This is a genomic window from Psychrobacter sp. JB385, from assembly GCF_900163785.1.
Taxonomy (GTDB): domain Bacteria; phylum Pseudomonadota; class Gammaproteobacteria; order Pseudomonadales; family Moraxellaceae; genus Psychrobacter.
On sequence record NZ_FUKN01000014.1, the window covers coordinates 504271 to 528702 of the forward strand.

The 24432-nt window shown below is 44.1% G+C and carries 18 protein-coding genes; 9 read left to right on the forward strand and 9 right to left on the reverse strand.

Annotation, left to right across the window (positions count from 1 at the left end):
* Positions 1–42 precede the first annotated feature (42 nt).
* A complete protein-coding gene (gene nagZ, locus CZ794_RS13280) occupies positions 43–1131 on the reverse strand; it encodes a beta-N-acetylhexosaminidase (protein ID WP_087042053.1) in 1089 nt (362 codons plus the stop codon).
* Positions 1132–1650: 519 nt separating this feature from the next.
* Between nagZ and CZ794_RS13285 the strand changes: the two genes are divergently transcribed.
* Complete coding sequence (locus CZ794_RS13285) at positions 1651–3861, forward strand: carboxy terminal-processing peptidase (RefSeq protein ID WP_087042054.1); 2211 nt, start codon at positions 1651–1653, stop codon at positions 3859–3861.
* Between the two features lie 474 nt (positions 3862–4335).
* On the opposite strand, the gene CZ794_RS13290 is transcribed toward CZ794_RS13285, so the two are convergent.
* Positions 4336–4821, reverse strand: a complete 486-nt coding sequence (locus CZ794_RS13290; protein ID WP_062843751.1) for a peptidylprolyl isomerase — start codon at positions 4819–4821, stop codon at positions 4336–4338.
* 331 nt (positions 4822–5152) lie between these two features.
* On the opposite strand from CZ794_RS13290, the gene CZ794_RS13295 reads away from it, so the two are divergent.
* Positions 5153–7111: a M61 family metallopeptidase gene (locus CZ794_RS13295; RefSeq protein WP_087042055.1), complete on the forward strand. Its 1959-nt coding sequence runs from the start codon at positions 5153–5155 to the stop codon at positions 7109–7111.
* A gap of 175 nt (positions 7112–7286) precedes the next feature.
* Here the strand turns inward: CZ794_RS13295 and CZ794_RS13300 are convergent, their stop codons facing one another.
* Positions 7287–8126, reverse strand: coding sequence for a DUF305 domain-containing protein (locus tag CZ794_RS13300; protein ID WP_087042056.1), 840 nt, complete (start codon positions 8124–8126; stop codon positions 7287–7289).
* A gap of 187 nt (positions 8127–8313) precedes the next feature.
* Positions 8314–8928: a pseudouridine synthase gene (locus CZ794_RS13305; protein WP_087042057.1), complete on the reverse strand. Its 615-nt coding sequence runs from the start codon at positions 8926–8928 to the stop codon at positions 8314–8316.
* A gap of 471 nt (positions 8929–9399) precedes the next feature.
* On the opposite strand from CZ794_RS13305, the gene icd reads away from it, so the two are divergent.
* Entirely contained in the window at positions 9400–10659 is a 1260-nt protein-coding gene (gene icd / locus CZ794_RS13310) for an NADP-dependent isocitrate dehydrogenase (protein WP_087042058.1), read from the forward strand.
* A gap of 274 nt (positions 10660–10933) precedes the next feature.
* On the opposite strand, the gene CZ794_RS13315 is transcribed toward icd, so the two are convergent.
* On the reverse strand, positions 10934–13153 hold the full coding sequence (locus CZ794_RS13315) for an NADP-dependent isocitrate dehydrogenase (protein WP_087042059.1): 2220 nt from the start codon (positions 13151–13153) through the stop codon (positions 10934–10936).
* A gap of 754 nt (positions 13154–13907) precedes the next feature.
* Between CZ794_RS13315 and CZ794_RS13320 the strand changes: the two genes are divergently transcribed.
* From CZ794_RS13320 to CZ794_RS13335, 4 genes are all read left to right on the forward strand, one after another.
* Complete coding sequence (locus CZ794_RS13320) at positions 13908–15266, forward strand: GNAT family N-acetyltransferase (protein WP_087042060.1); 1359 nt, start codon at positions 13908–13910, stop codon at positions 15264–15266.
* 53 nt (positions 15267–15319) lie between these two features.
* Positions 15320–15823 (forward strand): chorismate lyase, encoded by a 504-nt coding sequence (locus tag CZ794_RS13325; RefSeq protein WP_087042061.1) that lies wholly within the window; start codon positions 15320–15322, stop codon positions 15821–15823.
* 446 nt (positions 15824–16269) lie between these two features.
* Positions 16270–17526: a serine hydroxymethyltransferase gene (glyA, locus tag CZ794_RS13330; protein ID WP_087042062.1), complete on the forward strand. Its 1257-nt coding sequence runs from the start codon at positions 16270–16272 to the stop codon at positions 17524–17526.
* Positions 17527–17617: 91 nt separating this feature from the next.
* Entirely contained in the window at positions 17618–18358 is a 741-nt protein-coding gene (locus CZ794_RS13335) for a type 1 glutamine amidotransferase (protein ID WP_087042063.1), read from the forward strand.
* Positions 18359–18510: 152 nt separating this feature from the next.
* On the opposite strand, the gene gltS is transcribed toward CZ794_RS13335, so the two are convergent.
* The 4 genes from gltS to CZ794_RS13355 form a co-directional block, all read right to left on the reverse strand.
* On the reverse strand, positions 18511–19785 hold the full coding sequence (gene gltS, locus CZ794_RS13340) for a sodium/glutamate symporter (protein ID WP_087042064.1): 1275 nt from the start codon (positions 19783–19785) through the stop codon (positions 18511–18513).
* Positions 19786–19893: 108 nt separating this feature from the next.
* The gene (locus tag CZ794_RS13345; RefSeq protein ID WP_087042065.1) at positions 19894–20268 is read right to left on the reverse strand and encodes a barstar family protein; all 375 of its coding nucleotides are present in this window, start codon (positions 20266–20268) and stop codon (positions 19894–19896) included.
* 1 nt (position 20269) lies between these two features.
* Complete coding sequence (locus CZ794_RS13350; protein ID WP_087042066.1) at positions 20270–21028, reverse strand: ribonuclease domain-containing protein; 759 nt, start codon at positions 21026–21028, stop codon at positions 20270–20272.
* A gap of 172 nt (positions 21029–21200) precedes the next feature.
* A complete protein-coding gene (locus tag CZ794_RS13355; RefSeq protein ID WP_087042067.1) occupies positions 21201–22502 on the reverse strand; it encodes a glutamate-5-semialdehyde dehydrogenase in 1302 nt (433 codons plus the stop codon).
* 371 nt (positions 22503–22873) lie between these two features.
* Here CZ794_RS13355 and CZ794_RS13360 point away from each other — a divergent pair, with 371 nt between their 5' ends.
* Both CZ794_RS13360 and CZ794_RS13365 read left to right on the forward strand, forming a co-directional pair.
* The gene (locus tag CZ794_RS13360; protein ID WP_087042068.1) at positions 22874–23191 is read left to right on the forward strand and encodes a hypothetical protein; all 318 of its coding nucleotides are present in this window, start codon (positions 22874–22876) and stop codon (positions 23189–23191) included.
* Positions 23192–23491: 300 nt separating this feature from the next.
* Positions 23492–24289 (forward strand): ABC transporter ATP-binding protein, encoded by a 798-nt coding sequence (locus CZ794_RS13365; RefSeq protein ID WP_087042069.1) that lies wholly within the window; start codon positions 23492–23494, stop codon positions 24287–24289.
* Positions 24290–24432: the final 143 nt, after the last annotated feature.

Here is a 24432-nt window from a genome sequence, read left to right on the forward strand (position 1 = left end):
TTGATAGACAGAACAATTATCTTTAATAGTGGTATTAAAGTGCTATTTATAATTGGTAGGGTCTATCGATTCAGCCGTATTATCAATTGCTGCCTCTGTTGAAGACTGCGTATCAAAGAACGTTTGCGTGACATTTTGTTTTGCTTGTTCCCAATAATCGAACTGCTGGCACGTTGAGATAAGGTCACCTTGCCACATGGGTATCTTGCCACACATGGTTTTGATACGGTTTTGATGAGGGTAAGACAGTTCTTGAGCGGCGGCAGCGGCTTCATGGGCGGCGACGCGATCATTACAAACCAAGGCAATGTCACATCCGGCCTCAATAGCCGCTTTGACACGAGCGCCAATATCCCCGACTGCTTTTGCGCCCGCCATGGATAAGTCATCCGAAAAAATGACCCCTTCAAACTTAAGCTGATTGCGAAGGATATCTTTTAGCCAAATTTTTGAGAATCCAGCAGGCTTATCATCGACTTGCGAGAAAATCACATGTGCGGGCATAACGGCATCCAACCATGGCAGTGTTTGCGCAAATGGCTGCATATCGCTATCGATAATATCTGCCAAGCTACGTGTATCAATCGCTTCTGACACATGTGAATCAGGCGCAATAGCACCATGACCGGGAAAGTGCTTGCCTGTGGTTGCCATACCCGCGGCTTTCATACCGCGCATGAACTGAGCGGCTAGCGCGGCAATAGCAGGTGTCTCGCGATGAAAACTGCGATCCCCAATGACTTGACTGATACCATCTCTATCAAGTACTGGCGCAAAGCTTAGGTCGATTCCCACTGCCATTACTTCCGTTGCCATGAGATAGCCACAGTCATAAGCACAGCTCAGCGAGCGATTTGGATCTTGGTCAAACAAATCTCCCAGTCTACCCATCGCTGGCAATGGGGTAAATCCTTCACGTAGTCGTGCAACGCGGCCGCCTTCTTGATCGACCCCAATCAAGATATCAGGGTTGTGATAGCGAATGTCATCGCACAATGCGCGAACTTGTGCCGCATTGGCAACATTGCGAGCAAACAATATCACGCCGCCAACTTGAGCCTGCTTAATCAAGCTCACGTCCTCAGGAGTCAAGGCGGTACTATCGATATCAATCATTAAAACGCCATACATAGCCTAATCCTTATCATGTCTGTTGTATTGTCAGTCTAATGGACAAAAGCGAATGCAAATCAAGGGCTATCGCTATGTCATAATGGCCTTATTATGACAGTTATTATGACTGGCGTATAATCTGATAACATCATCTGCGAAACGCGTGACATTGCTTCAAGGTAATTTGAGCAAAAACGAGGATAAAAATCGCTAGAATAAATATGATAGAAAGTTTGGTATGTGTAGACGTAGGGTGTAAGATTGCTTATACAGTTTGAGACAATTCACTGACTATGCTCATGATAATATTGAATGATTTGTAGCGCCACATCGTCAGCTAATGATCGAATGATGAGGTAGTGGTAAAGTCTAGAAACTATAATGAGATAAAGAACCGATAGTTGCTATTGATAATTATTAACGGCAAACAAGCAATGGCGTGCAATGTATAAAATAGGGTTGATAAATAGAGATTGACCCCATGATTTTGTTCCTGATAAAACAGACAATATTCACTTAAAATAACTAGGTACATATATGAAAAAACAACCAGCGCAGTGGTTACTCAGTGCAGCGTCAGTGGGTGTAGCCGGTATTATACTTGCTCAAAGCTATGGCACCGCAGTAGCAGAAACCAATACTGAGGGTTTTGTCCAGACACCAGAACAGAAGATCACCACTCGTCAGGTTGCAGCCTTGCTGGATCGTAGTCATTATCTCAATCAGCCCTTGGATAGCAAAACGGGTAGCGAGATTTTGTCTATGTATATTGACAGTCTCGATACCAACCACACGTTATTTTTACAGTCTGACGTGGATGAATTTAAGAAAAAATACGGTGATGATTTTGGCGATCGTCTCAAGCGTGGTGATTTGTCTGCAGGGGTAGACGTTTTTGAGCGTTATCGCAAACGTTCAAATGAGTACTTTACCATGGCAAGTAAAATGCTAAAGACAGACATTGATTTGACTGGTAATGAAACCATCGTGCTCGATCGCGAAAAAATGGATCACTTTAAAACCAAAAAAGAGCAGCGTGATTATTGGACGCGTCAACTAAAATTCCAGTTGATGAGTATCACCTTGGGCCAAGAAGATGAGAAGGCCAAAGAAAAAGTATTTTTGAGTAATCCAGATATCACGCGTGGACAGGATTTGGTACGTAACGATCAACGTACACCTAGTGAGATTTTACAAAATCGTTTGTCTCGTCAGCAAGAGCAGTTTACTCGTCTTACCAATGACGAGATTATGGAAACCATCCTAAACACAGCGATGTTGACCTATGATCCACACAGTAATTACTATGCCCCCATTCAGGCCAATGAGCTACAAATCCAGTCTAGTCTGCAATTAGAAGGTATTGGTGTCTCCATTCGCCCTGATCGTAAAAATCCAGATTATACCCGTATTGTCACATTAGTCGATGGTGGCCCAGCCGCCAAGTCAGGTCAAATTAAACCCAATGATCTGATCATTGGTATCGCAAAAGACGGCGAAAACATGACCGATGTGGTTGGCTGGTCAACACGTGAGATTGTTGGTTTGATTCGCGGTAAACGCGGTACGCCAGTGACCATCAAGGTGCGTCAGCCTAATGCGCCTGACGCTAGTGCCCGTAATGTGACCGTGGTTCGTGACATTATTCAACAAGAAGAATCTGGTGTCACCCATCGCGTGGTAGAAGTACAGCGACCCAACATTGATAAAACGCCAAAGCGCATAGGCGTTCTTGAGATACCCAGTTTCTATTTGAATTATCGTGCTCGCCGCAATGGAGAAGACTATCGTAGCGTGAGTATCGATACCGAAAAAGCCTTGAAGGCATTAAATAAAGAAAATATCGATGGTCTGGTTGTCGATTTGCGCAATAACCCAGGTGGCTCATTGGATGAAGTTGCCAAGATGCTGGGCTTCTTTATCAAGAGTGGGCCGATGGTACAAATCCGTGACAACCGCGGCAATGTTCAGGTCTATCGTGATGACGATGGCGGTGAGCAGCTCTATGACGGCAAGATGACCGTGATTACCAATTTGGCGTCGGCTTCTGCCAGTGAAATATTTGCCGCTGCCATTCAAGACTATGGTCGCGGATTGATTGTTGGTAGCACGACCACAGGTAAGGGTTCGGCTCAGATTCAGCTCGATAATTTAGCGCTAGGCTCAGCGACATTGACCCAGCGTAAATTCTACCGTGTCACTGGTGGTAGTACGCAAAATAAAGGGGTCGTGCCTGATGTTGAACTAGTCAATATCTATGATGACGCAACCTTTGGCGAGCGAGCACAAAAAAATGCGCTACCTTGGGACACCATCAAAACAGCACCGTATAAGCCTGAAGGTAAGTTTACCGATAAAACGCTTGCAACACTCAATCAGCAATCTAAAATCCGTCAAGAGCAAAACCCACAGTTTGTGTATCTGTCTTCATTGAACGATATTCGCGATATGGAAGACGAGAAAAAACCCATCCGCCTTGATATCAATAGTCGCCGCGCGAAGATGAAGTTGATCGAAAAGCGTTCGTTGGAAGCTGAAAACAAACGCCTTGTTGCAACTGGTGAACGCCCATATGCCAATTGGAACACATATCAAGCGGCAATGGATGCAAAATTCGAAGAGCGTAGTCGAATGAAAGCCACTGAGCGCCCAGAGTTGCCTGAAGACGAAGCCTTCATTAATGAAGCCGCTTATCTCATGTTGAGTGCTGATCCTGAAGAAACACTGAGTCCTAAAGAAAAGCTATAAATAGCATTATCCAATTCATGTAAGCATATGCTTACATGAATTGACGCTTCAACCTCTTACTAACCATGCACCAATCTGCGATTATAAACGTACGGCATGATTGAACGGAACGGTTCATTGGTACTAGGGATTGGTATCTTAAAGGTCGCATCAGGGATAGATGGTTTAGTAATTAAGGATGATAAGGCTGGATGCCTGTCAGTTATAAGATATCTCGGGATTAGGTGTCGTATAACGTTAACATGGATGGTTGGTGATAAAAGCCGCATGATGCTTGTCATTATGCGGCTTTGTTACGTCTGGAAAAGCATAATTTGCAGTAGTCTGACACTATTTTAATGGCGTCAACCTTATCATGTATTGCTCATCTTTAGCCCATAAAAAAGGCCAGTAGACATCGCTACCGACCTTTTTAGATTAAATAACCTTTTCAATAAGAAAAAGCCAATTAATACTTTATTACTTTAGAAGAGATTAGTGCTCAACGCCGCCTGCACCATGTACATGGCCATGGTTTAGCTCGTCTTCAGTTGCGGCACGTACTTCTTGGATTTCAACATCAAAAGTCAAACGCTTACCAGCCAATGGATGGTTGGCATCAACGGTTACTTCTTGATCGTTTACATCAGTCACAGTCACTAGCATAACTTGGCCACCAGCTTCTGACTGGAATTGCATACCAGGCTGAATGTCGTCAACGCCTTGGAAGTTATCACGTGGTACATGTTGTACCGCTTGTTCTTGATACTCGCCATAACCGTCAGCAGGCTCAACAACGGCGTTTACTTTTTCGCCAGCAGATTTGCCTTCTAGTTGCTGCTCAAGACCTGGAATGATGTTGCTATGGCCGTGTAAATAAGCAAGTGGCTGACCTTCTGGTGATTGGTCAAGGATGTTGCCTTCGTCGTCTTTTAGAGTGTAATTGAATGTGACGGCGGTGTCTTTTGCGATAGTAGTCATAAATTATCCTAAATATATCTATGTAAAAAATTAAATACGGTTGCAATAAACCTAAAAAATCCAATCAGCAAGCCCAATAGGCACGTCATTAGTCAATTATCATCAGTTTATTTAAGTAACTTTAGCAGTTAGCATCTTTAATTGCGATGGGTCCTATAACTTTCAAGGCAAAAATAAGAAAAAATGCTATTTAATCTAAATAAATGGTTTATTTTCTTAAAATAGAAGCGGTTTTTTATAGTTTGACTGCGTGAAACTGCTGTTCACGGTTTGTCAGTTGCGTTTTTGGGTCAGTGCTTCTACCATGAAGATAAAAATAAGGATAAAAAATATGACTTCCATTAACGCTAAACACCTATCAGTGGACACGACTACCGATGTGACCCACGCAAACAACAGTACAACATCTGATATTCGTTATCAGTTCAACTTTGAGCGCTTTTTGGAACATCTGGTTGATGTATCGCTGAGCTTTACCGCATTGACAGCATCGCCTAAGCTTTGGTTACCAGCATGGATACCAGGCAGTTATTTGATGCGTGAGTTCGCTCGAAATATCACTACAGTGCAGTATCGAATTTTTGATGGAGACACGCTCTCTGACGCTTACCGCGCGCAAAAAAGAGACAAAAACACATGGCAGCTGCCACAAGTCAACGCAGGGCAGACAGTAGTTGTAGACTATGAAGTCTACTGCTACGATTTATCTGTGCGAACCGCTTACGTCGATCAACAACGTCTCTATGGAAACTTTACCTCGTTGGCGCTTGCAGTAGAAGAGCAGGAGCTGCTGCCAATCAAGGCAACCTTACTGGTGCCTGCCACGTTTTTGGCGGACAAAGAAACCAGCCTTGTATGCTTATCATGTGGTTTAACCTCGACCCATTTGACTCTTGAGGAATCACAAGGCGATGGCCAACATAGCTATGGGTTACAAGCAGATAACTATCATGAATTTATCGATTATCCGTTTGAGATTGCAGAGCAAGACGCGTTTGATTTCATTGTTCATGATGATACCCATCAGACGCTACCGCATCGGTTTTTTCTTTCAGGTAAGCACCATGCCAATATGGGCAGATTGCAGCAAGATGTGACGCAGATTTGTCAGACGTATCTAAACTGGCTGGGTGACGCACCTTTTAAAGACTATACCTTTATGACGTTTGCCAGCGGTCAGGATTATGGCGGCCTAGAGCATATCAATTCTACTAGCTTGATCACGCCGCGCCGTGACTTACCAAATATCGATGAGCCAGCGATACCCAGTAGTGATTACCAACGGTTTTTGGGACTTTGCAGCCATGAGTATTTTCATGCATGGTGGGTCAAGACCGTACGCCCCGATGTCATGTTAGAGGTCGATTTGCGCCGTGAGGCTTTTACGCCACTATTATGGGTCTTTGAAGGATTCACTTCTTATATCGATGATTTTATGTTGCAAGCATCAGGGGTGGTCGATAAAGCAAGTTATCTTAAGCTGCTGGCTGAGCAAATCAACCGCTACTATCAAACCCCAGGTCGCGCTTATCAAAGCGTTGCAGAGTCGAGTTTTGATGCGTGGATTAAGCTGTACCGCAGCGATGAAAACACAGGCAATGCAGGCATCAGTTATTATAATAAAGGGGCGCTGGTTGCGTTGTGCTTGGATTTGATGCTGCTACAAAAGAGCGCTGGTCGCTACCGTTTATTTGACGTGGTCAAAGCTTTCTATAATCAAGCTAAGCAAAATGACAATAAACGCATCGGTATCAGTAGTGCTGATATGGGCGTGGTGATTGGTCAATTTATACCACTTGCAGATTGGGAAGATTTTGAGCGTCGCTATGTCAATGGCGTTGAAGAGCTGCCCATTGAAGCCATGCTGAGAGAAAGTGGGGTCAAACTGCGTACCAATACCAAAGAGACTTTTGATAAACACGTGCCTTGGGGCATACGATGTACTGAAACACCAGCAGGCCTTAAGATCAATCGCGTACAGCGTGATAGCGCGGCTGCCAAAGCTGGCTTTTCAGCCAATGATGTGATCATTGCCATCGATGGCATCAAAGCCACCAGTAAGCAATTGGTATCACTCAGTCAGGCAAATCGCGATGTCGAATGTCATCTGTTTCGTCGTGACGAGCTGATAGCAGTTAATGTACGACCTAAATCGGCGAAAGCCATCGATAATGAGGCTTTAACACCTTATAAGGTCAGCCTACATTTAAATGAAGAGAGCGATGAGCCGTCACAAAATGTGGGCAGCTGGCAGACATGGTTAAACGCTATGGAGCGTCATCAAAATTAAAGTGGTGTTTTAATGACTCTCTACAATGATGTCTAAAGACAAAACCCCCTGCTAACCAAGCACTGTTAGCAGGGGGTTTCTATTATATTTATTCCGTCTTTTGATAATTCATAGTTGAGTTAAAAATAAACGCGTTAACAACAAGCGTCTGAGCATTAAGGTTTTAAGAAATACTCTATTGTGCGCTGTCTTCGGTCTTACTGAGCGTTCCGTTTTCTTCAGATTTAGAATTTCCGCTTACTTCTTCAGGTTTATCAAGTTCATTGCTCGTACTTTCATTTGCCTCAACGTCTGCAATCCACTTTTGCATCAAGTCAATCTCTGGTTGTTGAGTATTGATAATATCTTGTGCCAACTGACGCATTTCCTCATCAGTACCATATTTTAGTTGAATCTCGGCCATTTCTACCGCACCAATGTGATGGGGCAGCATACCGCGTACAAACGCCACGTCAGGCACAGGGTCAGCAATACCCAATACCATTTTGCCGTTCAATATGTCCATACTTCTTGCATACGCTTGCTGCATGGCTGCGGTATTGGGTTTGGGTTTGGAGACATCAGGGTGGCTGGCAAGCCATTTGTTTAAAATATCAACTTCAGCTTGCTCAGTGTCAATAATGTTTTGAGCCAGTTGGCGCATGGCATCATTGGTGCCGTATTTCAGCTGAATTTTTGCCATGTCTATCGCGCCATGATGATGACCAAGCATGGCTTTGGCAAAAGCCGTATCAGGATCGTTATACCCCATGCCAATCATCATCTCATCGTGCATTCTGGTCATGGCTCTTGTGTAATCTCTTAGCACGTCGGTCATTTGCGTGTCATTGACGTCATCTTGATTTTCTATCGCCGTCTCATCTTCGTTACTGGTTTCTGTAACCTCAGGGACTGGTGGCGCAGTGATTTCTTCAGAAGCGGCTTCATTGTCTTGCGTTGTCGGCTGGCAAGCACTCAGCATGAGTCCAACAGAAAAGCTGGTAGCCAACAAGACAAAACGACGAGAAGCAATCATGACATATCCCTATTATAAAAATTTCAATGCAAATGGATGAAAGTGATCACACAATCCATAAGGGTTTAAATTCTAGCAGATGAACCTTACTGATTCGAGACTCTATGTTTAACCAGTCGTAATATATTTACTTAGTATCACCAGTCGTATCTGTAGTCGCCAAACATGAGTTGTTGAGCAAAATGACTCAAGTGGTAAGTCCTAACTGCTGACAGCGCTCGTTATTGAGATGAATACGCACAAACTCACCCACGGCTAAATCACCCAATTCAAACCCAGCGACCGACCAGCGAATCAAGCGTAAGCAAGGTAGGCCGACGTGCGCGGTCATGCGCCTGACTTGACGGTTTTTACCTTCATAAATCGTTAGCATCAGCCAAGAGTCTGGCACACTTTTGCGTTCGCGTATGGGCGGATTGCGCGGCCAAAGTGGCATTGGTAATGTCTCTTCACTGATGTGTTTGATATCGGATGGTAAGGTTTTACCATCTTTAAGAATGACGCCACGACGAAGCATATCAAGTTGCTCAGTAGTAGGAACGCCTTCAACTTGTACCAAATAGGTCTTACCTTGTTTACGTCCAGCATTGGCTTTTGGTGGATGTGTAATCGCTTTGTTCACTCGGCCATCGTCAGTCAAAATCAATAAGCCTTCTGACGTCGCATCCAATCTACCTGCGACTCGCAATGATTTGTCCGTAAAATAGTCAGATAAGGTAGTGTGGTCATTATTGCTATCATTACGAAATTGACTTTGTACCCCATACGGCTTATTGAATAGAATGAGACTGGACGTCGACATAAAATGGTATTTCCTGAAGGTAAATCATGGATGAATCAGCGCAAAATATCTCTGACCAAACGGCGATTGATACTCACAATTGAGCCGAAAAGGCCGACTGTGAATTACTATAGTTTACATATTGGCCCATAAAAATCAGGCATCATCATTATGGCAGTGGTATCTATATAAGCCATTCCCGCCTACAAGCGCTACGCTAGCAAACGAATGGCTCAGCCCTCTATTTTAGTACAATATTCAAGACAGTTTGTGTCTTTTTCTATATTGCTTATGCCAGAGCCGATCGATTTGATAAACAGTCAAATAAGGAAAAGCTCGTGGTTATTATAATAGGCAATACTATATCGCAATGGTTTTACTCATCAATGTTTTTAGCGAACGAGCGTTCTCATCACAGTAGAATTGCCCGAACTGGCAAAAAAGTACCAAATATGCTTGTGATACCTGATATACAACTAAGGAGATTTATCCATGGCCTATGATAAGGTGATCGTACCAAGAGACGGAGAAAAAATTACTGTCAATGCTGATTTTTCATTGAACGTGCCTAACAATCCTATCATTCCATTTATCGAAGGAGATGGCATTGGGATTGATATCACACCTGTTATGATAAAAGTGGTGAATGGGGCGGTAGACAAGGCCTATCACGGTAAACGATCCATCATTTGGATGGAAGTGTATTTGGGTGAAAAAGCGACTAAGGTCTATGATGGTGAATACTTACCCAGTGAGACGCTAGAGGTTTTAAAAGATTATGTCGTCAGTATTAAAGGCCCATTGACCACGCCAGTTGGTGGGGGTTTTCGTTCATTGAACGTGGCGGTACGTCAGGAGCTTGACTTGTATGTGTGTCAGCGTCCAGTACGCTGGTTTGAAGGGGTGCCAAGCCCTGTTCGTCAACCTGAACTGACTGATATGGTAATCTTCCGCGAAAACTCAGAAGATATCTATGCAGGTATTGAATGGAAAGCCGGCAGCAATGAGGCCAAAAAAGTCATTAACTTCTTAGAGAATGAGATGGGTGTGACCAAAATCCGTTTCTCAGAGGACTGCGGTATCGGCATTAAGCCTGTATCAAAAGAAGGCTCACAGCGACTTGTGCAGAAAGCCATTCAGCATGCTATTGATAATGACCTACCAAGTGTGACCTTGGTGCACAAAGGTAATATTATGAAATTTACTGAAGGCGCATTTAAAGAGTGGGGTTATGAGGTAGGGGCAGAGCGTTTTGGTGCAGTATTATTGGATGGTGGCCCTTGGATGACCTTAGCCAACCCGAAAACAGGTAATGAGATTATTATCAAAGATGTCATCGCTGATGCGTTCTTACAACAAATCTTGATGCGACCTGCCGATTATTCCGTGGTGGCAACCTTAAATCTAAATGGCGATTATATTTCTGATGCGCTCGCGGCACAAGTAGGCGGCATCGGTATCGCACCAGGTGCCAATAAGGGCAGTGATGTTTTTGTCTACGAGGCGACTCATGGCACAGCGCCTAAATATACTGGGCAGGATAAAGTCAATCCAGGCTCGTTGATTCTGTCTGCTGAAATGATGCTACGCGATATGGGATGGACGGAAGCGGCTGATCTTATTATTGGTGGTATCCAAGGCGCGATTGCACAGAAGACAGTGACTTATGATTTTGAACGCTTAATGCCAAAGGCGACCTTGCTCAGCACGTCTGAATTTGGTGATGCGGTGATTAAACATATGGATGCTTAATCCATCATCGAGCTGAGGAAGCAGTTATCAAACACGAAAGAGTCTAAGCAGACCCCTAAAAAAGCCATCTCCCCTTAGGTAGATGGCTTTTTTTATGACAGGTGTTATGCAGAGAGATTGATTTAAAAATAGAGTGCACAAAAAAACACCCCGCAGATTTAATATCTTTGGGGTGCCTTTGATTGATTCTGACTGATGCTGGGATGAGAGCTTTTAAATAATCATCCCTTAACCCAGCTCAGCACATGATCAAAACATTGTCATTCTGAAGCGCTTACAAAGAAGCCAAGGCCTCATTGAATAACTTGCTTGGACGCATGACTTGTTCAGCGATTTTTTCATCTGCCAAGTAATAGCCTTTGATATCCACTGATTTGTTTTGCGCATCATTTAGCTCTTTAACGATGGCCGCTTCGTTAGACTCAAGGTTTTTTGACAGCGAAGAGAACTTCTCTTTTAGCTCAGCGTCTTGATCTTGTGCTGCCAGCTCTTCTGCCCAGTACATTGCTAGATAGAAATGACTGCCGCGGTTGTCAAGCTCACCTGTTTTGCGTGATGGCGACTTGTCATTTAGCAACAGTTTTTCGGTTGCCTTATCAAGCGTGTCTGCCAAGATTTGCGCTTTTGCATTGTTGTCGTTTTTGGCCAAATGCTCCAAAGACACGTTCAATGCTAAAAACTCACCAAGTGAATCCCAACGTAAGTGGTTTTCTTCGATAAGCTGCTGTACATGCTTCGGTGCAGAACCACCAGCGCCCGTCTCAAATAAACCGCCGCCCTTCATTAATGGTACCACTGACAGCATTTTGGCACTGGTGCCTAGCTCTAAAATTGGGAACAAGTCAGTGAGGTAATCGCGTAAAATGTTACCGGTCGCAGAAATCGTATCAAGACCACGAGCAACACGCTCTAGGGTATAACGCATGGCACGAACCTGAGACATGATTTCGATGTGTAGACCTTCGGTGTCATAGTCTTTTAGATACGTTTTCACCTTTTTGATGAGCTCGTTCTCGTGTGGACGGTATGGGTCTAACCAGAAAATGACTGGCGTATTAGATTCGCGCGCACGGCTGACGGCAAGTTTTACCCAATCTTGGATAGGCTCGTCTTTGGTCTGACACATACGCCAGATATCGCCTTCTTCAACACGCTGCTCAAGCAAGACTTCTTCAGTCTCAACATCGACAATACGCGCGATGCCGTTGTCGCTTGACTCAAATGTTTTGTCATGTGAGCCGTACTCTTCTGCTTTTTGAGCCATCAAACCTACGTTCGGTACAGTACCCATCGTGGTTGGATCAAAATTGCCATGCCATTTACAGAAATTGATCATTTCTTGATAAATACGGGCAAAGGTAGACTCTGGCATGACCGCTTTACAATCATACATTTTGCCATCAGCGCCCCACATTTTACCGCCTGCGCGGATCATGGCTGGCATAGAGGCGTCAACAATGACGTCGCTTGGCGAATGGAAGTTGGTGATGCCTTTGGCTGAATCAACCATCGCAAGGCGTGGGCGATGCTCTTGGCAAGCATGCAAATCGTTTTCGATCTCTTCACGTTTGCTGGCTGGTAGCTCAGCGATTTTTTCGTACAAGCTGGCCATACCGTTGTTGACGTTGATACCCAACTCTTCAAACAGTGCCGCGTGCTTTTTAAAAGCGTCTTTATAATAAATGCGAACCGCATGACCAAATACGATAGGATGCGATACTTTCATCATGGTAGCTTTTACATGCAATGAAAACAAGATACCGGCTTCGCGGCAATCTTCCATTTCTTGCTCATAAAAATCAAGCAACGCTTTTTTGCTCATGAACATAAGATCGATAACTTCTTTGTCAAGCAAAGCGATTTTGGGCTTTAATACTTTGGTTTCGCCAGCATCAGTCAACAATTCCATACGTACAGTGCGTGCTTTGTCTAGAGTGATAGACTGCTCGCCATCATAAAAATCGCCACTGTGCATGTGTGATACGTGTGTGCTTGACCACTGTTTCCATTCACCCATAGAATGCGGATGTTTGCGAGCGTAGTTTTTTACCGCTTTTGGCGCACGGCGGTCTGAGTTACCTTCACGCAAAACAGGGTTTACAGAGCTGCCCAAGCTTTTGCCATAACGTTTACGAATTTCTTGTTCTTCTTCCGTTTTAGGATCATCTGGAAAATCAGGAATGGCGTAGCCTTTGCCTTGTAGTTCTTTGATAGCAGCGCGTAGCTGTTGTACAGAGGCACTGATATTAGGCAGTTTGATGATGTTGGTGTTTGGGTCTTGCGTCAGACGACCCAGCTCAGCCAAGTTGTCTGGAACACGTTGCTCTTCGGTTAAGTAATCAGGGAATTCGGCCAATATGCGCGCGGCAACAGAAATATCACTGGTTTCGACAGAAACGCCTGCTGTCTGCGTGAAGGCTTTAACAATAGGTAAAAATGATAGGGTGGCAAGCGCTGGGGCTTCGTCAGTTTTTGTATAAATAATTTTTGACATTTTAGTAGTGTCTTCCTTTAGGCTAGAGTTAAAAATAAAGCACAAATATGATGTTGGATATGTTTAACGACAGCTATGTTTTAGCAAAGTTTTACAATCTACTCTACATTTACAACCTACTATACAGTGGTGAACGGCGCGATTGAGCTCATCGTATTTGGCTCTCAATTTTCTTGAAACGGCTGAACATGTCTCTTTTTAATTTTCACTAAACGTGTGCTTCGAGACGGCATACTACTGCCAGGCTGCTCATCCACTATAAATAATCTTTGCTGTCAATCTTATATAGTGAACTAAGTATACTGTTTTCGCTCATATCCTATGTATTTGAATTATATTAAGCTAACAACAGCCTTATTCTACCAGCCATCGGCTTCAATATCATCTTTTCCATACAACTACTGACAGTTGGCTTGACGAAAAAGGCGGTATGACTAAAAAGGGTTTTTGAAGATTTTAAGTAATAATCCTTATAAAATTTCAGTGCAACTAGCCCAGCACGACGTGGTTTCAATGGCGTTGCTTCTATTTTAGAGCGACCAAATGGTCTTTTTATTGAGCGTTAAACAAAGCTTTATAAAGCCGCCACATCAATATAATAAATAATCACAATAAAAAACCACCTATATAGCTGTAGGTGGTTTTTTGTTGATGCGGCTATCAATTTTGCAAATTGTGACAGCAAATGGGTAAAAATTTGCTAGGCTAGATGACTGATCGATAGAATATCGGCAAACATAGAGTAAGCAAAAGTATGAATTTAAAATACGCATTGATGAACGATACCAGTTGGCAAGACCAAGCAGATTGGCAGACACCAGACACGCCTTTTATGTCATTTGCTTTTTGGCAAGCGCTCAGCGATACAGGAGCGATAGGTGAACAGGCTGGCTGGTTGCCCATATTCATTTTGGTCTATCGTGATACAGACAGCTCAGTAGATGCTGCACTAAATGAGTCTGTAGAGAGTGACAGTCAGGATATTGCCGACATTCCTATCACACCAATTGCAGTGTTGCCCGTATTTATAAAAGGTCATCATCGCGGCGAGTTTGTGTTTGATCATTCATGGGCAGAAGCCTATGCGCGTTACGGGGTGGATTACTATCCTCGACTGGTAACCAGTGTGCCTTATACGCCGATTACAGGTCAGCGGCTTTGGTTGGCAAAAGGGGAGACCTTAGATAATGATATTCTAAAGACTGCCATGGCAGGCGTTGATGACATTGCGCAGCAAGTCGGCGCATCAAGCTGGCATGGACTATTTGTCACATCAGAGATGGCTGATGTTGCAACCGATTCAATGCCGACAGGTCTGGATGTAGAACTTGCTATTGCAGCACAAGATAAGGGCATAGAACCTGTGCCTATTGAGATGCCGATACTGGAGCGACAAGGATGTCAGTTTTTGTGGCAAAATAAAGACTTACTCAAAGACAGTCAGCCTTTTGCAGATTTTGATGCGTTTTTGATGACCCTAAAAGCCAAAAAGCGCAAGACCATCCGCGCTGAGCGCCGTAAAGTATTTGAGCAAGGTATTACTTGTCAACGCAAACGCGGCGATGCGATCACTGATGAGGATTGGAAAGCTTTTTATCATTGTTATGTCATGACATATGCTGTGCGCGGTCAGCAGCCTTATTTGACGATAGATTTTTTTATGGCATTGGCGCAAAATATGTCTGAGCACTTGATGCTCGCGCAAGCGTTAGACGCACGCGGTGAGATTATTGCCAGCAGTTTGTTCTTATATGATGATCCTAACAGTGACAGTACTGATCGACCTACATTATATGGCCGTTATTGGGGCGCGCTTGGTGAGTACGACAGCTTGCACTTTGAGTTGTGTTACTATCAAGGTATTGAGTTTGCTATCGAACAAAACCTGACGTATTTTGATCCCGGTACGCAAGGCGAGCATAAGCTGATTCGAGGTTTTATTCCAACAATGACGCACTCCCTGCATCGCATTTATGATGCGCGATTTGTACCAGCGATTAGTAATTTTTGTACGCAAGATCGACAGCATATGGCACAGTACCGTCAGCAAGCGTTTGAAGCCTTGCCATTTAACGCCGATAATATGCCTGACTTTGATACCGATCGTTTTTGATGCTCAGAACTGTATTTACCTTTATTCTACTACTTCTTAACTAGCTAACGCCTATGCCCAGTAAGCCTCTTTCTTGTTGTAATCATCTCTCTGCTCCCACCGAGCTGTTGCCATGGTTAACTGTCGATGGCTCGTTGACTGCTGTGCTAGAAATCAAAGCAGGGCAGCCGCTGCGCGTAGAGCGCACCTTTGAAGGGTATCGGTCGATGTCGTTGACCCAAAAAAAACAGTTAGGGGTACAAGGTGCGATGCTGGCTCGCCCTATGCTGGCTTGGGTGCGTGAAGTCGAGTTGTATGGCAATGATGAGCAGCCATGGGTAAAAGCGCAAAGTATTTTTCCCATTCCCAGTCTGACAGGTCGGGCACGCCGTCTGCAACAACTCAAAGGTACGCCGATCGGCTACGTATTATTTAAGCGCAGTCGCACCTTGCCACATCAACGCTTTATCCAACAGACAAGTGAGGGCTGGCAACGCCAGACGCGATACGATTGGTATGGTCGAAAATTAATGATTAGCGAAATATTTTTGCCTGCCTTTTCGCCTAGTGAGACGTAAAAGTCTTTTATGACTATATAAATATAAAAAACCGTAGAATAGGAGATGTATAGTGAGTAAATCCTTTATTCTATTGGCTATTTATCTGTATGATATCGCCATTTAATTCGCTCATCTTAAGGTGAGCTTTTTTGCGCTCGTCACACAAATTTTCATGTTACACTTACGCTTTCGCGATGATGTCGATGCCAATGTATATCGATTTTATTGACGGATCGGTCAAGTTAATGGCAGGTCAATTGCCTGCGTTTATTCTTATTTTAATCTTTGCTAATAGACTCATTCACAATGATGGTCATACCAGAAACAGCATGCAAAAACAGAGTGTGCAGAAGTATCAAACATACTTCGGGCGACGTTGACGCAGTAGTTGTCTTATTGTGAGCAGGCTATCAGCTTTTTTTTCAATGATACATCCAACGACAGTCACTACTTAGGACATTACTATGTTTAAAGATATTTCTATCAAATCGTTTGATCCCGTACTTGCTGAAGCGATGGCCGCAGAAAGCGTGCGTCAAGAAAATCATATCGAATTGATTGCCTCTGAAAACTACTGCTCACAAGCAGTGATGGAAGCGCAAGGCACTGATCTAACCAACAAATACGCTGAAGGCTATCCTGGTAAGCGTTACTATGGTGGTTGTGAGCATGTCGACGTGATTGAGCAATTGGCCATTGATCGTGCAAAAGAGTTGTTCGGTGCTGAGTACGTCAACGTCCAGCCGCATTCAGGTAGTCAAGCAAACTCTGCGGTATTTTTAGCATTGCTAGAAGCCAATGATACGGTACTTGGTATGAGCCTAGACGCTGGCGGTCACTTGACGCATGGCGCGCACATCAACTTCTCAGGTCTGAACTACAATGCCGTACAGTACGGATTGGTAGATGGCACAGGTCTTATCGACTATGATCAAGTAGAGAGCTTGGCGCGTGAGCATAAGCCAAAAATGATCATCGCGGGTTTCTCAGCGTACTCACAAGTGGTTGATTGGCAGCGTTTCCGTGACATCGCTGACGAAGTCGGCGCGTATCTACTAGTAGACATGGCGCACGTTGCTGGTCTGGTTGCTGGCGGCGTATACCCAAGCCCAGTACCTTTCGCTGATGTCGTGACTACTACAACGCATAAAACCCTACGTGGCCCGCGTTCAGGTCTGATCTTGTCTCGTGATGAAGTGCTGGCTAAAAAACTAAACTCAGCGGTATTCCCAGGCAACCAAGGTGGCCCTTTGATGCATGTTATCGCGGCAAAAGCGGTTTGCTTCAAAGAAGCGCTAGAAGATAACTTCAAAACCTATCAGCAGCAAGTGGTCAAAAACGCGCAAGCTATGGCAAAAGTTATCCAAGATCGTGGCTACGAAATCATCTCTGGTGGCACTGAAAACCATCTGATGCTGATCAGCCTAGTGAAGCAAGAAATGACGGGCAAAGAAGCAGACAAATGGCTTGGTGATGCACATATCACTGTCAATAAAAACGCCGTACCAAACGATCCAAAATCACCATTTGTCACCTCTGGTATCCGTATCGGTACGCCAGCGATTACCACTCGCGGCTTCAATGAAGCGCAAGCGGGCGACTTGGCAGGTTGGATCTGTGACGTGCTAGACAGTCGTGGTGATGAAGCGGTTGCAGCTGAAGTACGCGGTAAAGTAGAAGCAATCTGCAAAGAGCTTCCTGTTTATGAGAAAAACCAGTAAGCGTTAATTGGCTTTAACTTGTGCTGTATTCAATAAAAAACCGCTTAGCGTTTGCTAGGCGGTTTTTATTTTTTAATAAAAGGAGCATTTGATGACGCTACGAATCCATGCGCTCTACCATGTTGATTTTGAAGAGCTTAGTTTTATTAAGCAATGGGCAGATAATAAAGGTCATCGTATTACGGTGACGCGCTTTTATGAAAATGATCCGCTGCCCGCGCAAGACAGTTTTGATTGGCTAATCATTATGGGTGGGCCAATGAGTATTCATGATGAAAATGACTTTGAGTGGCTAGCCGATGAGAAAGCCTTTATTCAGCAAAGTATTAATGATGGAAAAACCGTGATTGGTGTTTGCTTGGGTGCACAACTAATTGCAGATAGTTTGGGGGCAAAAGTTGCGCCATCGGGCATCAAAGAGGTTGGCTGGCTGCCTATTCAATTGACAGAACAAGGGCTTGCGCATCCGCTGTTAGCAGGGTTACCAAAGAATGAATTCACTGTATTTCATTGGCATGGTGATGGTTTTGAATGTCCCAAAGGCGCGACGCCAATTGCCACGTCACATACTTGGGCCAATCAAGGGTTTATTTATCAAACACCAAAACACAAAGAATTAGATACGTGGGTGCTCGGCTGGCAATGTCATTTTGAAGTGACTAACCAGAGTATGGTAGATATGGTGTCGCATGGACAGACGTATATACAAGAAGCGATGAGTGATCATCCTGACTCTGTGCAAGCGGCTGATGAGATCTTGGCGCTAGGAGAGACGTATATTGCCGATAACAATGCATGGCTCTCTACAATGCTAGATAACTTGGCAAAATGATATTAATGAGTTATGAATAAAGTATTTTCAATGTCAAAGCATGGGAAGAATGACAGAAAAGTAAGTGACTTAAGATTTAAAAAAACCGCTTAGCGTTTGCTAGGCGGTTTTTATTTTGTTTATTTAACTTTTGAGTTTATCGCGATAGCTAGTTACATAAACGGCAGTTTAGTAAATATCTGCAATACCGTAGCGTTGACAATATCGACAAAGAAAGCACCAACCATCGGCACAATCAAAAATGCTTTAGGTGAAGGCAAATAACGGTCAGTCACCGCCTGCATATTGGCAATCGCCGTTGGAGTTGCACCCATACCGAACCCACAATGTCCTGCTGATAGGACAGCCGCATCATAATCTTTGCCCATGACTTTGAACGTAATAAAGTAAACATAAACAATCATAATGACCGTTTGTACAAGCAAGATCACCAAGACAGGACCTGCCAAGTCAGTCAGCTGCCAAAGTTTTAGAGACAACAGCGCCATGGCCAAAAATAGACTCAAAGAAGCATTACCGAATACATCGATAGAGCGATCAAACATATCAAAATTGAATACCGTGGTTAAGACATTACGAATGATAACCCCGCCCGCTAGTGCCCAAACGAAGGTAGGCAGCTCAAACCATGTGCCCTCAGCGACAAGTGTCATTACCTCAGCGAAAGCCAACGCCCCTGCAAACAACGCAAGTGTCTCAATCGTAGAGGAGGCCGTAATAAAGCGCATGCTATCAGGTCTCTCAAAGATCTCTTTATTACTGTGTGCCGAGTCTTCGTCGTGCTTGGTACTATAAAGTGATTGCGCGTTTGCAACCTTCTCGATGTCACTAGGGTTTTGATTGGCAGGGGTCGGTTTTAGACCAAGGTTTTGAATCAAACGCTTTGCCACTGGTCCACCGATAATACCACCAGCGACCAGACCATAAGTGGCCACTGCGATACCAAGCGTCGTTGCGCCAACCACGCCATATTCTTGTTCTAGGGTAATGCCCCATGCACCAGCCGTACCATGACCACCCGTCAGAGCGATAGAACCTGTTACCAATCCAAGTAACGGATCAAGACCCAGTACGCTTGCCATAGCGACACCAACGATGTCTTGCAATACAATGAAGACCGACACCACAATCGTAAAGATTAATAACGGTGTCCCACCTGCTTTTAATCGACTGAAATCAGCACTCAAACCGATAGACGCAAAGAACATCAGCATCGTCGCTGTCTGCAACCCTTGATGAAAGTTAAAACTGTATCCCCAAACGATATTGAGAACATAAACCACAATGGCTGCAACCAAACCACCAGCGACCGGCTCTGGAATGTTGAAGTCCTCTAGGAACTTAATTCTTCTTACTAAAACGCGCCCAAGTAGTAGCACTAAGGTGGCCAATATCAGCGTGTAATAGCCGTTTAAGGTAATTTCCATATGTTAATCCTTTCTATACAAATGAATTAACCCGCATTCGGGATAAATATGGCTTTATCTCGAATTCAGGTTGATATGATGATTCGCAGTTAAGCCGTTTTTGTCAGATTAAACGCTGTCCGCGGGCGGCATAATAACCCACAATTGCGGCTTACCAAAATCTCTGTAAGCATCTTCAATGATGCGCTTAAAAGTATTGAAATCTTCAGTATTGATCGTGTCTACTGTTGCTAGGTTCAGCGTCAAATAGGACACTGAGCTGTCTGTAAGACAATCCCATGCGCTATCCCAGTTAAGTGAGAAGTAGCTGGGAAAATCACAAGCATGTGCCAAATTCGTTAATAAGGTGGTTTTATTTAATACCTTGTTTACAGGTATGTTAACAGCCTGTGCCAAGATGCTAGCACTTAGTGCTGTACCTTTTTGGTTAATGCAGTTTTGATCAAGACAGCTTTGACTGACATAGTAAATGGCTTGGCTCATTTTATTGTACCTGTAATCTGCGAAAGCTCTCATAGTGGTCGACAGTCAGATAGTAGACGGTCGGAGGATAGCCACCAGTGACGATGCGCCTCGCACCGCGATGTGACAAGCCAGGGGTAGGGACGGTATATTCGCGGTAATAGCCTTGCGACTGTGCTGGCAGTTTGCCTTCACGATTATAAAAGGTTGTGCCGTCTTTTTGCGGATACGGAAATGGGCCGCCTTGTTGAATCAGCGCAATCGTCTTATCGACTTGCGCATCACCCGTGATATTGAGAGTAGGCGCTTGGTCTGAAGTTTCGGAGAATGAGTGTGATACCGCAGGCGTGGCATTATCAGCAAAGAGAGAAGAGGTGAAGTCCCCAAAGGCATACACGGCAACCGCGATAAAGGCCATGAGAATAAATAAAGTAGATACAACGCTCTTTTTGGGTTGCTCATGGCGGCGAGTGCTTAGATCGTCTTGAGAATAATGCTTGCCTTGAGAGTACTGATTTCGGGCAGTAGGGCTAAATGCATGCTGAGGAGGGGCTACGTCCATATCCTCGACTATACTCAAGGAAGTAGAGGTAACTTCTGTGGCTCTTAACTGGTTTTTCGCATTGCGTTCACTATTGAAGTATACCTGTTGGCCGATAGAGATAGGATACGATAAGCGAACCTTACTCACGTGAAAAAACACGTCTTCACTTTGGTTATCTACCTCGATAAAGCCATAGCCTTTTTCTTGATACCAGCGTTTAATTTTGCCACTCTGCATGGGCCCGTTTCCTCTAAACTCGTCTATGATGCAAAAAATACTGATACGGCTGCCAAATATATCGAGCGTTAATAAAAAAACGCCAGCGATTGGGCTGACGTTTTTTTTATCAATTATACTGTAAATTAGACGCTATATGGTAGGTTACCAGCCAAAATGCAGAGGCCATACATTAAGCACGCGTCTCACCATGACCATAAACAATCCATTTTTGTGATGTGAGACCTTCAAGACCAACAGGGCCACGAGCATGGATCTTATCAGTTGAGATACCAATCTCTGCACCCAATCCGTACTCAAAACCATCTGCAAAACGGCTAGAGGCATTGATCATCACGCTTGCAGAGTCCACTTCACGGATGAAGCGCTGCGACTTAGTATAGTTGTCAGTAATAATCACATCCGTATGATGACTGCCATGAGTGTTGATGTGATCAATTGCCTCGTCAATACCTGATACGACTTTGACAGCCAAGATAGGCGCTAAGTATTCAGTGTCCCAATCTTCAGCGGTCGCGGCAGATAGATGACCTTTTAAGGCATTATTGTCGTTTAAAATAGCCTGAGACTTGTCGTCAAGGCGCAGTTGCATGGCATCATCAGCCGCAATAATCGCTTCAGCAATTTTTGGTAATAGATTATCGGCGACTGATTCATCAACCAACAGTGTCTCCATAGTGTTACAAGTACCATAGCGGTGCGTTTTTGCATTGACGCTCACCTTGATAGCGATTTGGGCATCTGCATCACTATCAATAAAGGTATGGCAGTTACCATCTAGATGCTTAATCACAGGCACACGCGCGTCACGACTGATACGTTCAATCAGACCTTTACCACCGCGTGGTACGATAACGTCGACATAATCAGTCATGGTAATCAGTTCACCGACAGCGGCGCGATCAGTCGTTTGTAAGACTTGCACAATGTGCTCAGACAGCCCAACTTTTTGTAGACCCTCCAAGATACACTTGGCAATCGCTTGATTGGATTCAAACGCTTCTGAACCGCCTCGCAAGATAATCGCATTACCTGATTTTAGGGCCAGTGACGCCGCCTCTAACGTCACATTAGGACGCGACTCATAGATCATACCAACCACGCCAAGCGGCACGCGCATTTTTCCCAAATGAATGCCTGATGGCTGATAAGTCATGTCAGTGACTTCACCAATAGGATCTGGTAACGCCGCCACATCCTTTAAACCTTGTAACATGCCATCAAAACGCGCGTCGTTTAGTTCAAGACGATCAAGTAACGCGGCATCCAAATCGTTGCTTTTACCCTTATCCATGTCAATTTTATTGGCAGATAAGATATCTTGTTTCGCCGCTTCTAATACATCGTGAATTGCCATTAGCGCTGAGTTTTTATCACCCGTATTGGCAGCAGCGAGCGCCCGTGAAGCAGCTCGGGCCTGTTTGCCAACAGTGTGCATATAAGTGGTTACGTCTGTGGTATTCGCTTGGCTCATAAATTATTTTCCTTATATAGTGATTGATGTTTTAAATATGAAAAAGTGCCTAAAGGCAAAAATGTAACAGAAAGAAAATTTGTATGCCCATAAGACATTATGCTATTTAACATAGAGGAGATTGGGGCGATAGTAAAGATGGTTTTGTGAACAAATACCTTTCATAAAAGGTAATTATTTTTCTTTTTACACTCATCTTGTCCGTTTTGTCTGTGACTTCCCTATGATGTCACAATATAGGCAATATCCGTTGCATCGTTACGAGCCTTAACAGAACTGAGGTGTAACTACTAAGGTAGACTTGAATAATCCTGAGTATAGTGAGGCATTAGTACCAATCAGATACTCGTAATTATTAATGGAGCAGAACAATGAAGATTAACAATAATAGTGGCAAAAAAACTTGGATGACCGTGGGTTTGGTGGCGGCCGCATTAACATTGGGCGCTTGTGGTAAAAAAGATGAAGCACCCATGGAGACCGAAACGGCAGTTGACGCACAGACAGCGGTAGAAGATGGCGCAACTGGTGTAGCAACAGCAAATGATGATGTGGCAGTCGCTAGTGCCAATGATGGCAGCACAGATGATGTGGCGGTGGCAAGTGCCAACGATGAAGTCACCGTAGGCGCTGATGACAAAGAAATGCTCGATGGTACTGAAGATTCAGAGCACGTTTCGACCTACTAAGCCCTCGCTCAGATAACGTCACGTCCAGTACATTTAAATGATAAAATAAAGCCCAAAGCTGTCAATGCAGTTTGGGCTTTATTTTTTTGTTTGCTTAGACCGACTAGGCTTATACAAGATTTGCCTTTTTACCGCTCAATAAGAGACAATATGACATTTTACTTTTTGTCTTGTCAGTCATAGTGGTATCACCATAATACTATGGTTGACAGTTATACTATGTAAAACGAATCTGTATACGACATGTCTGTCTCTTTTTATTGACGTTTTCACTCATATTTATTGGAAGTCTGCTAAACCATGCTTGATACTGCAAAAAATCCGACTCGGCCTATCGCCTTAGATTTACAAGACGTCCATAAAAGCTACGGCTCACTCGCAGTGCTAAAAGGGGTGTCACTCACTGCATACGATGGTGATGTTATCTCTATTTTGGGCTCCTCTGGCTCAGGCAAATCTACTTTGCTACGCTGCATCAATTTGCTCGAAAAGCCAAATCAAGGTCGTATCATTATTGGTAATGATGAGCTGATTTTGAAACCTGCTAAATCAGGTGAGTTGCAAGCCGCAGACACAAAGCAGCTCGAAAGCCTGCGTGCTCGGGTAGGGTTTGTTTTTCAGAACTTTAACTTGTGGCCGCACAAAACAATTTTGCAAAACATTATTGAAGGGCCAACGCAGGTTCTCAAGATCAAGAAAGCCCAAGCGATTAGTGATGCAGAAAAGCTACTGGATAAAGTCGGTTTGCTGGATAAAAAAGATGCGTATCCAGCGAATCTCTCTGGTGGTCAACGCCAGCGTGTGGCTATCGCTCGAGCGCTTGCCATGCAGCCACAAGTCCTCTTGTTTGATGAGCCGACCTCAGCGCTAGACCCTGAGCTGGTCAATGAGGTACTGGCTGTTATGAGAGAGTTGGCGGAAGAAGGCCGTACCATGCTGATTGTCACTCATGAGATGCGTTTTGCTCGAGAAGTCTCTAGCAAAGTCGTTTTTTTACATCAAGGCGTGATTGAGGAGATTGGTACTCCTGAGCAAGTATTTGATAATCCTACCTCTGAGCGTGTCAAAGACTTCATGGCATCGCATCGTCAGAACTAGTCTTATATTTAAGCGTATAGTCTTTAAAAGACTGGTATTCAAAAATCTGGTCCTCAAACACCGTATTCAAAGCCTAGGGTGATAACAATTTTATCATCCTAGTGTCTTGCAGAACCCGTCAATAAATACTTCATAAGTCACGC

What these genes read in the sequence shown, in the direction of transcription:
- gltS (WP_087042064.1), bottom strand. Translation starts at nt 19,785, where the DNA reads ATGGAAATTACCTTAAACGGCTATTACACGCTGATATTGGCCACCTTA.
- CZ794_RS13300 (WP_087042056.1), bottom strand. Translation starts at nt 8,126, where the DNA reads ATGATTGCTTCTCGTCGTTTTGTCTTGTTGGCTACCAGCTTTTCTGTT.
- icd (WP_087042058.1), top strand. Translation starts at nt 9,400, where the DNA reads ATGGCCTATGATAAGGTGATCGTACCAAGAGACGGAGAAAAAATTACT.
- CZ794_RS13320 (WP_087042060.1), top strand. Translation starts at nt 13,908, where the DNA reads ATGAATTTAAAATACGCATTGATGAACGATACCAGTTGGCAAGACCAA.
- CZ794_RS13365 (WP_087042069.1), top strand. Translation starts at nt 23,492, where the DNA reads ATGCTTGATACTGCAAAAAATCCGACTCGGCCTATCGCCTTAGATTTA.
- nagZ (WP_087042053.1), bottom strand. Translation starts at nt 1,131, where the DNA reads ATGTATGGCGTTTTAATGATTGATATCGATAGTACCGCCTTGACTCCT.
- CZ794_RS13350 (WP_087042066.1), bottom strand. Translation starts at nt 21,028, where the DNA reads ATGCAGAGTGGCAAAATTAAACGCTGGTATCAAGAAAAAGGCTATGGC.
- CZ794_RS13315 (WP_087042059.1), bottom strand. Translation starts at nt 13,153, where the DNA reads ATGTCAAAAATTATTTATACAAAAACTGACGAAGCCCCAGCGCTTGCC.
- CZ794_RS13325 (WP_087042061.1), top strand. Translation starts at nt 15,320, where the DNA reads ATGCCCAGTAAGCCTCTTTCTTGTTGTAATCATCTCTCTGCTCCCACC.
- CZ794_RS13305 (WP_087042057.1), bottom strand. Translation starts at nt 8,928, where the DNA reads ATGTCGACGTCCAGTCTCATTCTATTCAATAAGCCGTATGGGGTACAA.
- CZ794_RS13285 (WP_087042054.1), top strand. Translation starts at nt 1,651, where the DNA reads ATGAAAAAACAACCAGCGCAGTGGTTACTCAGTGCAGCGTCAGTGGGT.
- glyA (WP_087042062.1), top strand. Translation starts at nt 16,270, where the DNA reads ATGTTTAAAGATATTTCTATCAAATCGTTTGATCCCGTACTTGCTGAA.
- CZ794_RS13345 (WP_087042065.1), bottom strand. Translation starts at nt 20,268, where the DNA reads ATGAGCCAAGCCATTTACTATGTCAGTCAAAGCTGTCTTGATCAAAAC.
- CZ794_RS13295 (WP_087042055.1), top strand. Translation starts at nt 5,153, where the DNA reads ATGACTTCCATTAACGCTAAACACCTATCAGTGGACACGACTACCGAT.
- CZ794_RS13290 (WP_062843751.1), bottom strand. Translation starts at nt 4,821, where the DNA reads ATGACTACTATCGCAAAAGACACCGCCGTCACATTCAATTACACTCTA.
- CZ794_RS13360 (WP_087042068.1), top strand. Translation starts at nt 22,874, where the DNA reads ATGAAGATTAACAATAATAGTGGCAAAAAAACTTGGATGACCGTGGGT.
- CZ794_RS13355 (WP_087042067.1), bottom strand. Translation starts at nt 22,502, where the DNA reads ATGAGCCAAGCGAATACCACAGACGTAACCACTTATATGCACACTGTT.
- CZ794_RS13335 (WP_087042063.1), top strand. Translation starts at nt 17,618, where the DNA reads ATGACGCTACGAATCCATGCGCTCTACCATGTTGATTTTGAAGAGCTT.